At 46.8% G+C, this 14082-nt stretch carries 14 protein-coding genes and 1 pseudogene; 1 reads left to right on the forward strand and 14 read right to left on the reverse strand.

The genetic code is table 11. The features are described from left to right. Positions 1-22: 22 nt before the first annotated feature. The 5 genes and pseudogenes from A4U59_RS01240 to A4U59_RS01260 all read right to left on the reverse strand — a co-directional run bounded on the left by A4U59_RS01240 (position 23) and on the right by A4U59_RS01260 (position 4918). The gene (locus tag A4U59_RS01240) at positions 23-1144 is read right to left on the reverse strand and encodes an HD-GYP domain-containing protein (protein WP_070119471.1); all 1122 of its coding nucleotides are present in this window, start codon (positions 1142-1144) and stop codon (positions 23-25) included. Positions 1145-1491: 347 nt separating this feature from the next. Beyond that, positions 1492-1794 carry a YunC family protein gene (locus tag A4U59_RS01245; RefSeq protein ID WP_070119472.1) on the reverse strand — a complete coding sequence of 101 codons (303 nt, stop codon included), beginning with the start codon at positions 1792-1794 and terminating at the stop codon, positions 1492-1494. A 75-nt stretch (positions 1795-1869) separates the two neighbouring features. Beyond that, the gene (locus A4U59_RS01250) at positions 1870-3264 is read right to left on the reverse strand and encodes a bifunctional metallophosphatase/5'-nucleotidase (protein WP_070119473.1); all 1395 of its coding nucleotides are present in this window, start codon (positions 3262-3264) and stop codon (positions 1870-1872) included. Between the two features lie 20 nt (positions 3265-3284). Next, positions 3285-4054: pseudogene (locus A4U59_RS01255) on the reverse strand (sulfite exporter TauE/SafE family protein). Between the two features lie 12 nt (positions 4055-4066). Beyond that, positions 4067-4918 (reverse strand): DUF72 domain-containing protein, encoded by an 852-nt coding sequence (locus tag A4U59_RS01260; RefSeq protein WP_070119474.1) that lies wholly within the window; start codon positions 4916-4918, stop codon positions 4067-4069. A 253-nt stretch (positions 4919-5171) separates the two neighbouring features. On the opposite strand from A4U59_RS01260, the gene A4U59_RS01265 reads away from it, so the two are divergent. Beyond that, on the forward strand, positions 5172-6767 hold the full coding sequence (locus A4U59_RS01265; RefSeq protein ID WP_070119517.1) for a peptide ABC transporter substrate-binding protein: 1596 nt from the start codon (positions 5172-5174) through the stop codon (positions 6765-6767). 339 nt (positions 6768-7106) lie between these two features. Here A4U59_RS01265 and A4U59_RS22300 read toward each other — a convergent pair whose 3' ends face one another. From A4U59_RS22300 to A4U59_RS01295, 9 genes are all read right to left on the reverse strand, one after another. Continuing rightward, a complete protein-coding gene (locus A4U59_RS22300) occupies positions 7107-7238 on the reverse strand; it encodes a hypothetical protein (RefSeq protein WP_281183297.1) in 132 nt (43 codons plus the stop codon). Between the two features lie 250 nt (positions 7239-7488). Further along, the gene (locus A4U59_RS21575; RefSeq protein ID WP_169823886.1) at positions 7489-7662 is read right to left on the reverse strand and encodes a hypothetical protein; all 174 of its coding nucleotides are present in this window, start codon (positions 7660-7662) and stop codon (positions 7489-7491) included. Between the two features lie 55 nt (positions 7663-7717). Further along, on the reverse strand, positions 7718-9118 hold the full coding sequence (sufB, locus tag A4U59_RS01270; RefSeq protein WP_070119475.1) for a Fe-S cluster assembly protein SufB: 1401 nt from the start codon (positions 9116-9118) through the stop codon (positions 7718-7720). Between the two features lie 84 nt (positions 9119-9202). Continuing rightward, positions 9203-9652, reverse strand: coding sequence for a Fe-S cluster assembly sulfur transfer protein SufU (gene sufU, locus A4U59_RS01275; protein ID WP_070119476.1), 450 nt, complete (start codon positions 9650-9652; stop codon positions 9203-9205). Next, positions 9642-10862, reverse strand: coding sequence for a cysteine desulfurase (locus A4U59_RS01280; RefSeq protein WP_070119477.1), 1221 nt, complete (start codon positions 10860-10862; stop codon positions 9642-9644). The genes sufU and A4U59_RS01280 overlap by 11 nt, the downstream gene beginning before the upstream one ends. Beyond that, entirely contained in the window at positions 10859-12172 is a 1314-nt protein-coding gene (sufD, locus tag A4U59_RS01285) for a Fe-S cluster assembly protein SufD (RefSeq protein ID WP_070119478.1), read from the reverse strand. Before sufD ends, A4U59_RS01280 begins: the two co-directional genes overlap by 4 nt. Before the next feature lie 17 nt (positions 12173-12189). Beyond that, positions 12190-12975: a Fe-S cluster assembly ATPase SufC gene (gene sufC / locus A4U59_RS01290; protein WP_070119479.1), complete on the reverse strand. Its 786-nt coding sequence runs from the start codon at positions 12973-12975 to the stop codon at positions 12190-12192. Positions 12976-13293: 318 nt separating this feature from the next. Then, entirely contained in the window at positions 13294-13446 is a 153-nt protein-coding gene (locus A4U59_RS21580; RefSeq protein ID WP_169823887.1) for a YuzK family famiily protein, read from the reverse strand. Positions 13447-13698: 252 nt separating this feature from the next. Further along, the gene (locus A4U59_RS01295) at positions 13699-14064 is read right to left on the reverse strand and encodes a carboxymuconolactone decarboxylase family protein (protein WP_070119480.1); all 366 of its coding nucleotides are present in this window, start codon (positions 14062-14064) and stop codon (positions 13699-13701) included. Between the last annotated feature and the right edge of the window lie 18 nt (positions 14065-14082).

Below are 14082 nucleotides of genomic sequence, written 5' to 3' on the forward strand. Positions count from 1 at the left end.
GTGATCCAATACTTGACTGGTGTCACAGCGTGTTTAGGGATGCTGCTGATTCATCTTCTTTCATTTGAGTATGACACTCAATAACCATCAAAGACAGTTCCTTACTTAGATCCACTTCATAGGGGTGCTGGATTTTTCTGCCCGCTTCTTCCAAAATACGGACGACCGGCCGTTCGGTAAGTCCTTTATTTTGCCGGATGACAACACCTGTAGTCCCATCTGACAATTTGATCGTGATACCGTTTGGATAAAGCACCACCGTTCTTCGGAAAGCTTCCACAACCCTGGAGTCAAACAGCGTTCCGGCTCCGGAATATAAGAGCTCCATTCCCTCATGGGGCAGCATCGCCTGACGGTATACCCGATTCGAAGTCACAGCATCAAATACATCTGTCACTGCCATCAGTTTTCCATATTGATGGATATCTTCAGACGAAATGCCGCGCGGGTAGCCTGAACCATCAAGACGTTCATGATGCTGGTACGCACAGTGGGCGGCAACAAGCGGAATAGCAGGGATGCTGCGAAGCAGCTGAAAACCATTTGTCGTATGTTCCTTTATGGTCTGGAATTCTTGCTCATCCAGTTTTCCAGGCTTATTAAGAACCTGGTGCGGCACATACATTTTACCGATATCATGCAGGATCGCTCCAAGTCCGATCTCTTCGAGCCGCCGCTGCGGCATTTTCATCTCCAATCCTAGTGCAAGTGAATAAATTGTCACATTGACAGAATGACTGAATATGTAGCTGTCATAGCCGATCACCTCAGACAGCAGGTTGATTGCATCTTTGTTTTTATGGAGGTCACTCAAAATATCCCTCACAATATTCGTAAAGTCAGATACGGCTTCATCAAGATGAAATGATTTTTTTAACTTTTCTTCTTCGAAACCATTAAAGGTTGTCCGGATTTGCTGAACGGCTCTTCTTCTTGTTTGTTTCGAAATCGGATGCACCATGACCACATCTTCAGTAGCCGGATCCTCAACATACACAAAGGAAATACCCATTCCAATGAGCCTCTGGATCATTCGTACAGTCAGGGGGATCTTCCTTTGAATCAAGGTGTCGCCGCGTTCGTTATATACCGGATCATGTAACTGATCGCCGGGCTTTAGCTGTTTTGTTGATATGAGTCTCATATGACTGCTCCTTTATTAACCGGGTACATCTCTGATTATACCGGAGATTCTGCCATAATTCGCCGTAATTCTACATTTTTTGAAATCATAAGAAAAACGCAATGCGTCAGCTTAGCGGCATAAGGATAAGTGGGGGGACCCGCATAAGCAGGGCCGCAACAGGAAGGGCGCTCTCTCCCTTCATGGGGGGGCAATGCTTATGACGGTAGCCGCCAGGACTCGCAGCTGGACATTGATCTTTCAAAAAAACTTTCTTATCTACCGAAAAGAAACCGGCCCGGCAAGCTGCCGGACCGGTTCATCCAACTTATATCATCCGGCCCGGATTGACGGTCGGTTTCCTTTGTTTATATCATTTTAAGCAGGGCATCCCTGCCTTTCATCCCAACGGTAATGCCGTGCTGCTCCGCTTCAATTGTCACCGATTCCAGCGGCGCATCAAGCAGCTGGTCGATTGTCCTGACACCAACGGCACGGCCGGCGATAATGCCTCGGTCTTTTAACTTTTCATTAAATAACGCGATATCAAGTGCTCCGCACATAATGTACCCCTTATCACTTGTGACAGCCATTAAATTAGTTTTCGGAAGCTTGACAGTCACGGCTGTAAACTGGTGCCCTGCAATGGTGACCGGGGACATGCTGACCATATTCCATCATCCTCCTTCCGTTCATAACCAATTTATGATGAAAGAAGGGAGACGTTCACGATATCAGCGCCCGTTTCAGCCAAAGACCCTGCCAAGCTGCCATGTGAGGACATCACGAAGCATTTCCGGCATATAGTACCGCTTTTTTGGAGAATGGCTGATTTCCGGATAAAGAGGACCGAATGTGAACATGTCGACTGTGGCGATTTCATACATACGATCTCCATCAATCGGATTTCCGTTCACTTTGATCTCTGTGACATGCGTCAATCCATCCGCCATCTTTTTCGTCTTTACATCAATGCCTGAAAATACCATGCGTCCCATCACTTTTCCGCGGAAACCGAGGCCGCGGATTTTCAGTCCCTGCATATCATCCGTGAATGCCTGATGTATGACTTCACTCAGCTTATCGCCAGGCAGTTCGACCTTGCACGGATTAATCGGATGAGGGCATACTTTGTGGATGTCGGCCTTTGATACGGGGCCTTTCCCAAGCCCGGACAGCAGGACGCCTGCATTTACCATGGAAGCTTCCGCACTGCACCAATCTTTTAATCCATCTGCCAGCAGGCTGGCAAACCGTGTCTCGCCATACCAGTCAACCGGCAAGGGTTCATCCAGTTCAGTGATCGTTTCAGAAAGCATGATCTTGCTTTCATTCTCAAGTCTTTGCAGCTCGAAAAAAGCCTTCTGATTTCCTTCCATGTTATCAACAGGCACAGCCCAGGCTTTCTTATCCGTAATTTTCCCCTCTTCCAAATCATATGTGACAGCAACCTGTCCAACGTAATGCCCGAATTTTCCAGCCTGGCCGATCAGCGTGCCATTCACATATTCCCCATTTTTGAGCAGGTGGTGAGTATGCCCGCCAAGAATAATATCAATCCCGGCCATCTGCTCCGCTATGCGGCGGTCATCATTCATGCCGAGGTGGGATAAGAGAATGATGATATCCGCTTTCTCCCTTACTTCCATAATGAGGTCCTGCAGCATCTCAAAAGGATCCTCGACTTTCCAACCGAGCTGCCTGTAAAATGACTTGAATGGCACGGTCACACCGATAACGCCTGCTTTGATGCCGCCTTCAAGTTCCTTCACCCCATAAGGCTTCACCCAGTCAGGACGCGTTCCGTCCACATCATATAGATTGGCGCCGAGCACGGTGAAGTTCGCTTCCTCATACAACGAATCCAGGCTCTCATGGGGAAGAGTGATCCCTTCATTATTGCCGAACGTAACAAAATCATAGCCGGCAAGATTCATCAGCTCGACATTGAATTTACCGAGCGATGATTCCGTAATCGGATGGGAACGGTCGACATGATCGCCGATATCAAAAAACATGGCCGCTTCATGCTTTTGTTCATGGAGCGCCCTGGCACTTTCGAAATAATCCATCATTTTGGGCCACTGGCCAAGATTGCTATGCAAATCGTTGGAATGATAAAAATACAGTTTCGTCTCCATTCTCCATCCCCCGCTTCTCATCAATTTCCTTTCAGCATCAGCTGGATGCCGATTAAAACCAATAATACCCTCAAAGCCAGTTCAATTGTCCGGCTCCTTAACCGTTTATTCATTCCTGCTCCAAGCTTGCCGCCGATCCACGCTCCCGGAATCAGCCCCGCCGCATACAGCAAGGAAACATTACCAAGTGCAATGTGGGCAATTGTCCCAAGTCCGGCGGAAAAAAAGATTATGAACATGGACGTTGCCACAGCAGTGCGAATAGTAAAATAAAAATAAGGACCATTGCCGGAATCATCAAAGCCCCGCCGCCGATACCAAATAGCCCAGACATCAAGCCGACAGCCACAGCCACAGCAAGGCCGCCAAACAGCGGGACAGACTTTGCAGAATTCCGGTGATGCTTCTTCGCCCGATCCTTCAAAAACATCATTCCAGCCATCGCCATGACAAATATTCCAAAATAGAAATAAAACTGGTTCATATCAAGAAACTTGTTAAACCAGGCTCCGGCAAGAGCGGCCGGCCCGCTGCCTGCAAAAAGCAGCAATCCGCTCCGATAATCCACTTCTCCTTCTTTCATATAACTGAGAGCGGAAGACAGCGCAGTAAAAATAATGACGGCGAGCGATGTCCCGACCGCCGTTTGCGGGGTTACAGGCGGCAGCAGTTTTGTTGCGCTGCCCAAAAACAGCAGGGCCGGAACCGTTATGATGCCACCGCCAAGCCCCGCAAGGCTGCCGATTGTCCCTGATACGACACCGATCAAGATCAATATAAGAACCACCAATATGCACACCGCCTATTCGAACAAATCAAGCTGCCGCGGTGCAAGCTCGGTATAGGAAACCCCGAGCAGCTCAATCATCATTTTCGCGTTATCCGCCGCATCCCCGCCCGAGTTATTATTAAATACGACATATACATCACCTGACTGCTTTTCAAGGGCAAAAAGCTTCTCTTTCCATTCGAGCAGTTCGGTTTTGTTATAGCGGTACAAATAGCGGACATCCCGCCAGTTCTGCCCTTTTGCGGCCCCATTCCATCCATGGCGGTTGCGGCCGTGCATCCTCACAAGCGTTTTCTCCCGATCTGTCGCCTTCAAAACAGTCGGAATCGATTTTACCCCTGCATCCGGCTCGTCGACAACACTGTGGATCCAGCTTTCCTTATGCATGAACTCAAGTGTTTTTTTGTAATAAGCATCCGTAAACCACGTCCGATTCCGGAACTCCAGCGCAACGGGTATGCTTCCCATCCGCCGCTTAATATCACGCAAGATCTCGACATGGGGCTTTGCAGCATCGAACCAGGGCGGAAATTGGAATAATACCATCGCAAGCTTTTCCCGCCCTGCAAAAGGTTCAAGAAATGACAAAAAAGCATCATACATTTCGTCTTTGCTTTCAAACGGGATATCTGTTCTCTTATGTCCGGTCATCGCACTATACGCCTTAATGACAAACGAGAATCCGTCTGGAGTATCTTCAAGCCACTTCAACGCCGTATTTTCGGCCGGAATCGCATAAAAAGAAGAATCGACCTCAACAACCGGAAAATGCCCTGCATATACTTTCAGTTTATCACGACTTTTTTGATTTGGCGGGTAGAGGGTATCATGATCACCCCATCCCGTTACACCAATGTAAATCATGGAATCCCTTCCTCTATAATAATGTTTTATTAAAATATCTTTTATCCAGGAAATAAAGTGTTCAGAAATTCCAATTTTCACAACACTTACAATCGAATAAATCCTTTTAATACTAACAATAATAAAAATAAATGGATTTTAGAAAATCTGAATTATACTTAATAAAGATGCTGCAAAGCATTTATATTAGAAAAATATCTAGGGGGTTTTTCACTTGAAAAAATGGCCAGTCCTCCTTACGCTTCTGCTTGCAATGAGTACGTTCCTTGCAGCTTGCGGCGGTGGAGAAAACAATGATGAAAATGCCGGCAACGGTGACGACGGCAATGAAAAGCAGGTATTGAACCTGTATGAGTCTGCTGAACTTCCATCCATGGACACTACCCAGGCAACTGATGCTGTTTCCTTTAACATTATGAACAATGTATTTGAGGGCCTGTATCGCCTCGACAAAGACAATAAACCTGTTGAAGGCATGGCAAAAGACGTTCAGAAAAGCGAAGACGGACTTACATACACCTTCACTCTAAGGGAAGATGCTGTGTGGAGCGACGGATCCCCTGTAACAGCACATGACTTTGTGTTTGCATGGAGAAAGGTGAACAACCCCGAATCACTTTCTGAATATGCGTATATTATGGATCCGGTCAAAAATGCTGCGGCCGTTCAAGCTGGAGAAATGCCGGTTGAAAAACTTGGAGTAACAGCAGTGGATGACCATACGCTGAAAGTGGAGCTTTCCAAGCCGATTCCGTACTTGCTGAGCCTCACCACTTTCCCGACGTTTTATCCGCAAAAAGAAGAGTATGTGAACGAACAGGGCAGCCAATTTGCACTCGAAGACGATAAAATGCTGTACAATGGACCATTCGTAATGCAGGATTGGAAGCAGGGTCAAGGCTTCAAGCTTGTGAAAAACGATGAATACTGGGATAAAAATACAGTCAAACTTGAACAGGCAAACTATAACATCATAAAAGACACTTCAGCACGCGTAAACCTTTACGAAGCCGGCGACATTGACCGTGCCGTGCTTTCCGCTGAATATGTCGATCAATACAAAGATCACAAAGAGTTCAATACATTTGTAGATCCGACAGTCGCATTTTTCCGCTTGAATCAAACAAATGAATTGCTTAAAAACAAAGACATCCGCCTTGCAATCAACATGGGCTGGGATAAACAGGGCATGATCGACGTCATCCTGAACAACGGTTCCATCCCTGCAAACTTCATTGTACCAAAAGACTTTGTAGCAAATGAAAATGGCGAAGGATTCCGGGAAAAATATCCTGAATTCAACAAAACCGATATCGAAAAGGCGAAAGAACACTGGCAGAAAGGCCTGCAAACGCTGGGCAAAGACCAGGCAGAACTTGAATTCCTTAATTTTGATACAGAATCAAGTAAAAAAATCGGCGAATATATAAAAAACCAGCTTGAAAAGAACCTTGAAGGATTGACATTGACAATCAAGCAGCAGCCTTTCAAGCAAAAGCTCGCCCTTGAGTCCAAACTTGATTATGATATTTCCTTCAGCATCTGGGGACCGGATTACCAGGATCCGATGACATACCTTGATATGTTTGTAACCGGGAACCCTCATAATGAAATGGATTATTCCAATCCTGAATATGATAAATTGATTCAGGACGCCCAGTCGGAAACCGATGTCCAGAAGCGCTGGGAAATGCTTCAGGAAGCAGAACGCATTCTTCTTGAGGAAGATGCCGCTATTACGCCAATGTACCAGCGCGGTAATGCCTATATGCAGCGTTCGTTCATTAAAGACCTTTACCTGCATCCATTCGGGCCTGAGTTCTCTCTGAAATGGGCACATGTTGAATAACAGATAAAAATTGAAGCACATTCCGCTGTTAGCGGGATGTGCTTTTTTGTGCATAAGGTGTTGTCTTGGAAGGTGGTGCGGCAAGAGCATAGTGGTTTTTTGCTTGGAATGCGAAGCCAGGCGGAATTTTCTCATTAATTGTTGTCAGGAGCCTGCGTGTTAGTCAGCGCTTCAGCTAAAATGAAATATAACACACTTTTGATTAAAATCATAAGTGATTTGAGGAGATCTGTTTGCGATTCAGGCATGGTCCGTGGTATTCGCGCCATAGCATGAGGTTTTCACGCCGTAGCCGGCCAGTTTCACGCCATATCCTGGCCGTTTCACGCCAACCGTTCCTCAAGCTAAGAGCAGATTGCCGCTTTCACGCCAGATAACGCCGATTACGCGCGGATCAGGTGCTTTTTCACGGCTAACTGGACCTGTTTCACGCCGTATGAAGTACTTTACGCGCCAAATGGCCCTTTTCACGCCGCAACTTCAAGGTTTCGCGTCAACCCCCTGCCTTTTCAAGCATATCGCCTGATGCCAATCGATACAGTCCAAATATCAGGCATATCGCCCCCCGCTATACACCACTGCCCCATCTGTTGCCTCATCCCCAAGTGCAGCATAGCGCTTTCCAATACACAATCTGACCATTTTTAATGATTAACCGGCACCTGTTCCCGGCGTTTTAAAGTGCCGTGGCAGGAATCTGTTAGGCACACCTTTCCAGATTTCACATGCCGATATACTGTTGCCCGGTCAGCTCCCAGGTCATATCACATGCCGATATACTGTTTATCCTGACTCCTCCCGGCATATCGCCTGCCGATACACAAACAAGCGCATCGTCCTGCCCATTTCCAAATTCCGCATGTGTGCATATTGCCGCCCGATACACCTGCAGCATACAACCAAAAAACCGGCATCTGCCAATACAGATGCCGGTTTCTCACAATTATAATTTAGCCGATCGAACCTTCCATTTCAAAGCTGATCAGGCGGTTCATTTCAACTGCGTATTCCATTGGAAGCTCGCGTGTGAACGGCTCGATGAAGCCCATAACGATCATTTCAGTCGCTTCCTGTTCGGAAATGCCGCGGCTCATCAAATAGAAGAGCTGTTCTTCGGAAACTTTGGAAACTTTCGCTTCGTGTTCAAGCGATACGTTTTCCGTCATGATTTCATTGTACGGGATCGTATCGGACGTTGACTTGTTATCCATGATAAGCGTATCGCATTCGACGTTTGAGCGGGACCCTTGCGCTTTGCGGCCGAATTGCACGATGCCGCGGTAGGTCACTTTTCCGCCGTGCTTGGAAATCGATTTTGATACGATGGTGGATGACGTGTTTGGTGCAAGGTGGATCATTTTGGCACCTGCATCCTGGTGCTGGCCTTTGCCGGCAATCGCTATGGAAAGTGTCAGGCCGCGTGCGCCCTCCCCTTTCAGGATGACAGCAGGATACTTCATTGTAAGCTTGGATCCGATATTCCCGTCGATCCATTCCATTGTCGCATTTTCTTCAGCAACTGCACGCTTCGTTACCAGGTTATACACGTTGTTCGCCCAGTTCTGGATGGTCGTGTACCGGCAGTACGCATCTTTCTTGATTACAATTTCAACGACTGCACTGTGCAGGGAGTTCGTTGTATAAACAGGTGCAGTACAACCCTCTACATAATGGACATGTGCGCCTTCATCGGCTATGATCAGCGTACGCTCAAACTGTCCCATATTCTCAGAGTTGATGCGGAAATAAGCCTGCAGAGGCGTATCCACTTTAACTCCTTTTGGAACATAGATGAAAGAACCGCCGGACCATACCGCTGAGTTCAATGCTGCGAACTTATTATCGGAAGGCGGTATGACTTTTCCGAAATGTTCCTTGAAGATATCTTCATTTTCCTTGAGTGCTGAATCGGTATCTTTAAAGACGATTCCCATTTCTTCAAGGTCTTCCTTCATGTTGTGGTAAACAACCTCTGACTCATACTGGGCGGATACGCCAGCAAGCCATTTTTGTTCCGCTTCAGGGATACCGAGCTTGTCAAATGTCTGTTTGATTTCCTCCGGAACTTCATCCCATGAGCGCTCTGATTTCTCAGAAGGCTTTACATAATAGGTGATTTCATCGAAGTTCAACTCATTCAGGTCACCGCCCCATTGAGGCATCGGCATTTTATAAAATAGCTCAAGAGATTTCAAACGGAAATCAAGCATCCATTGCGGTTCTTCCTTCATGCGTGAAATCTCTTCGACTATTTCCTTTGTCAAACCACGCTCAGAGCGGAAAATTGAAACATCTTTATCGTGGAAACCATATTTATACTCTTCACTGATATCAGGCATATTTTTTGCCATCCGAAATCGCCCTCCTTATCTTTTCGTGCGGCAGGGAGGCACCCCTGCACCCTGTTGCCAGGAAGCCATTAACATACGGACGGTTTACTTTTCGTCTTCATCCTGCTGAACACCCTTCTCCATCGCTTTCCAGGCAAGTGTTGCACATTTGATCCGTGCAGGAAATTTGGCCACTCCCTGCAGGGCTTCAATATCGCCGAGTTCCAGGTCTTCTTCGTCATAATCATTGCCTTGCATCATATCAGAAAAAATGGAGGAAAGTTTCAATGCTTTTTCAACTGGCAGGCCCTTTACTGCCTCGGTCATCATGGATGCGGATGACATGCTGATTGAGCAGCCTTCTCCATCGAACTTCGCATCTTTTACGACACCGTCTTCCACTTCGAGGTGAAGCTGGATCCTGTCTCCGCAAGTAGGATTGTTCATCGCGATTGTGACGCTGTCTTCAGCAATCGCGCCTTTATTGCGCGGATTTTTATAATGATCCATGATCACCTGTCTGTAAAGGGTATCAAGGTTGTTGTTAAAAGCCATATGAAAAATACTCCTTTGTCTTTTGTAGGCCGGAGATAAACGCATCCACATCTTTTTCCGTATTATACAGGTAAAAGCTGGCCCGGGCTGTCGCACTTTGCTTCAGCCACTTCATGAGCGGTTGTGCACAGTGATGGCCGGCCCTGACCGCAATGCCTTCCGCATCCAGTACGGTCGCGACATCATGTGGATGGACATCTTTCAGATTAAAGGTGACGAGCCCGGCCCTTTGATCTGGTCCGTATACGTCGACATCTTCCATTTCACGTAATCTGTTCAAGGCATACTCGGCAAGGCGATGTTCATGTGCTTCAATATTTTCAAGCCCCACCTCTTCCAGGAAATCAATGGCAGCCCCCATGCCGATGGCACCGCCGATGATTGGCGTGCCGCCTTCGAATTTCCAGGGAAGCTCTTTCCAGGTGGAATCGTATAAGTTTACAAAGTCGATCATTTCGCCGCCGAATTCTACCGGCTCCATTTTTTCAAGTAAATCCTTCTTGCCATACAATGCCCCTATTCCGGTCGGGCCACACATTTTATGGGCAGAAAAGGCGAAAAAGTCACAATCAAGCTCCTTTACATCGACTTTCATGTGCGGGGCGCTCTGGGCGCCGTCCACCATCATCACGGCTCCATGCTTATGGGCAATGGCTGCTATTTCTTTGACGGGGTTGATTGTGCCAAGGACGTTGGAAACTTGCATGACCGAAACGATTTTCGTGTTTTCGGTAACTGTATTCTCAACATCCTCCAGGCTGATGGTTCCATCCTCCTGCAGCGGGATATATTTCAATTCAGCACCGGTTGCCCGGGCAACCTGCTGCCATGGAATAATGTTGCTGTGATGCTCCATATAGGTGATGACGATCTCATCACCCTCAGACAGGTTTGCGCGTCCGTAACTGTGTGCAACCGTATTGATTGCGGTTGTCGTTCCCCGCGTGAAAATGATTTCTTCCGTATACGCTGCATTAATGAAATTCCTGACCTTCTCCCGGGCGCCTTCATACGCATCGGTCGCTTTCGTTCCAAGTGTATGGACGCCGCGATGAACGTTGGAATTGTATTCCCGGTAATAGTTGTCGAGTGTCTCAATTACAGAAGCAGGTTTTTGGGAAGTCGCTGCACTGTCCAGGTATACGAGACGGTTTCCGTTCACTTCCTGATCAAGGATCGGGAACTGTTTGCGGATTTCATTTACGTTCATTTCTTTACTTTCCTTTCAATGACCTCCACAAGCTGCTTTTTGACAGTTTCAATCGGAAGTTCTTTGACTACCGGTGCAAGGAATCCGTGAATGACGAGACGCTCTGCTTCATGTTTCGTAATGCCGCGGCTCATGAGATAGTATAGCTGAATCGGATCAACCCGGCCTACCGAAGCAGCGTGTCCGGCAGTGACATCATCTTCATCGATGAGCAGGATCGGGTTGGCATCCCCGCGTGCATTTTCACTTAACATCAGGACGCGAGATTCCTGTTCGGCATTTGAACCGGATGCGCCGTGTTCAATTTTTCCGATGCCGTTGAATACGGAAGTTGCGCTGTCTTTCACGACTGCGTGCTTCAGGATGTACCCTTCTGAATTTTTTCCGAAATGGGTAATGTTTGTCGTGAAGTTTTGTTTTTGGCTGGCTTTTCCGACGGTTACCGTTTTCGCATCACCATAAGATCCGTCACCGATAAGATATGTGAGATTTTCGGAAACGGTATTTCCGTCATTCATCTGGCCAAGTGCCCATTCCAGCTTACCGTCCCGTCCAACACGTCCGCGGCGGTTCACATATCCGGTCACACCTTCTCCTAGTGTATCGACAGCACCGTAGCTTACTTTCGCATTCTCTCCGACAATGGCTTCTGTAATCAGGTTGGCAACTGTAGAAGCTTCTCCATTCCCGGTTGAAATATAATTTTCAACATAGGTGACAGAGCTGTTGTCTTCTGCAACCAGCAGCACGTGGTTGAATAATGCCGCTTCAGCATCATCCTGCCAGAAAACGGCCTGGAAAGGCGTTTCCAGTTCAACACCCTGTGGAATATAGACAAATGCCCCGCCGTTCATAAGAGCGGCATGCAGAGCAGTCAGCCGGTGTTCATCAACTTTAACGGCATCTTTCATGAAGTGCTTTTTCAGAAGATCACCGTGTTCCTTAGCTGCAGTAAGCATATCCGTGAAGATCACACCTTTGTTTTTCAGTTCTTCTGAAAGGGAACTGAATGCAGGTGCATTGTTTCTCAGTACAAGCAGGTTTCTGTCCGTTTCCTCAAGGTCGATCAGCGATTTGATTTTTTCTGGCAGTTCGTCTAAAGAATTGATTTTTTCACCAGAGGAATCATGCTTGAATTGCGTGAAATTCCAATTATCGATTTTGGTTTTATCCGGGCGGGGCATCGGCAGGTCTTCCGCTTTTGCCAGTGCATCAAGGCGGAATTGCGTCAGCCACTCGGGTTCACCATTTTTCTGTGAAAACTGTTTAATGTAGTCCTGGTCGTATTGTAACTTCGTATCCACTGACATGTTCATCCCCCTTCCGCTTACGCTTCCTGGCCTACTGTTTCGTCTTCGATGCCAAGCTCTTCTTTGATCCAGTCATATCCTTCTTCTTCAAGGCGCTGGGCCAGTTCCGGTCCGCCTGATTTTACGATCCTGCCCTGCATCATGACATGCACTTTATCAGGTGTGATGTAGTTAAGCAGACGCTGATAGTGGGTAATGATTAAGCAGCCGAAGTCTTCGCCGCGCATTTCGTTTACGCCGTTGGAAACGACTTTCAACGCATCGATATCAAGGCCGGAATCAATTTCATCCAGAATTGCGATTTTCGGTTCAAGCATCATCATTTGCAGGATTTCATTCCGCTTTTTCTCGCCGCCGGAGAATCCCTGGTTCAGATAACGCTGGGCCATATTTGGATCCATGTCGAGGAAATCCATTTTTTTATCAAGTGTTTTAACAAACTTCATGAGCGAAATCTCATTTCCTTCCCCGCGCCGTGCATTGATGGAGGAACGAAGGAAGTCGGCATTTGTAACGCCGTCGATTTCACTCGGGTATTGCATAGCCAGGAACATCCCGACACGCGCCCGCTCATCCACTTCCATTTCGAGAACATCTTGACCGTCAAACGTGATTGTGCCCTCAGTCACTTCGTACTTGGGATGACCCATGACCGCTGAAGCAAGTGTTGATTTTCCTGTTCCGTTTGGACCCATGACAGCGTGGATTTCCCCGCCTTTAATTTCTAAATTAACGCCCTTGAGGATTTCCTTTCCCTCAATTGATACGTGTAAATTCTCAATCTTAAGTGTTGAACCTGCCATTTTTATACCTCCAATAATCTTAATATTCCTGGTTTTTTCTAGAATTTTATTATTACTGCTGTATTCTCATTCTATTCTCATTCCAATGTTATAACAAATGAAAAGTATAATCAACCTCAATAGCCTAAAACATTTTTTTCCATGACAGAAGCTCTGGTTCCACCCCAGAGTATTCTGCACGCGAAGAACCGGCTCCGCTTATTTTGTGCCGTTTTCAGCTTCCTACACTATGATGACGGATAAACAAGAAAAAAACCAGTTATACGAACTGGTTTTTTTCTTGTTTATCATGCTATAGGCTTTATCGTTATTTTCAAGTTAAAATCCGATGCGGCGACTGGCTTGATCTACGACACGCAAACTCTTTTCATATTCCTGTTCACGCCGTTTTTCCACCTTGAGGCGTTTATCGAGCTTCCGCCCGTACTCCTCATATCCCATTCCATGAGACTGATACATCGCCTTTTCCATTTCAGCTGTATAATTCAGCTCCAGGTCACTAATAATGAACCCATCCTTTCAATGGTTTTAACTTCGTGATTAATCGTATCACGTTACTACATTTACCACAAAGACCCATATCGTAAACATTTCACGATAATAAAGGCTGGCGGGGTACCGGAATACTTCAGCTGAATAAAGGGCACTATTGCTCCCATTTGCAATCATATCCTCTTATTTGGGCGGGATTTGTTAGAAAATTCAGTTCGCATCGTTGAAGTCTTATTGTTTCAGGTCGGTAAGTTCAGATACTGCTTCCTGTACAAGCGTTACCGCCTGGCTCATGGCAGCTCCGCCTCCAAAGGCTGCCGTCACTCCGACCGCTTCAAGAATTTCTTCTTCTGAACACCCTTCGTCCAGACAGCCTTTCACGTGATAGATGATACAATACTCGTCCTGTGAATTAAGGCTGATTCCCAGGGCGATGAGCTGCTTCTCACGGCGGCTCAGCATTCCTTCCTCAAAGCATGTTTCGGTAAATGCATTATAATGGCGGGCGATATCCGGCATTTTTTGTGTAAAGATCCCCAGCCCTTCTTTGTATTCATGCAAAGCTGCTTCTGTTGAATTGCGTGGTTCATGGTACATCCTTTTCACTCCTATCTG

It is taken from the genome of Bacillus marinisedimentorum (genome assembly GCF_001644195.2).
In the GTDB taxonomy this organism is placed as follows: domain Bacteria; phylum Bacillota; class Bacilli; order Bacillales; family Bacillaceae_O; genus Bacillus_BL; species Bacillus_BL marinisedimentorum.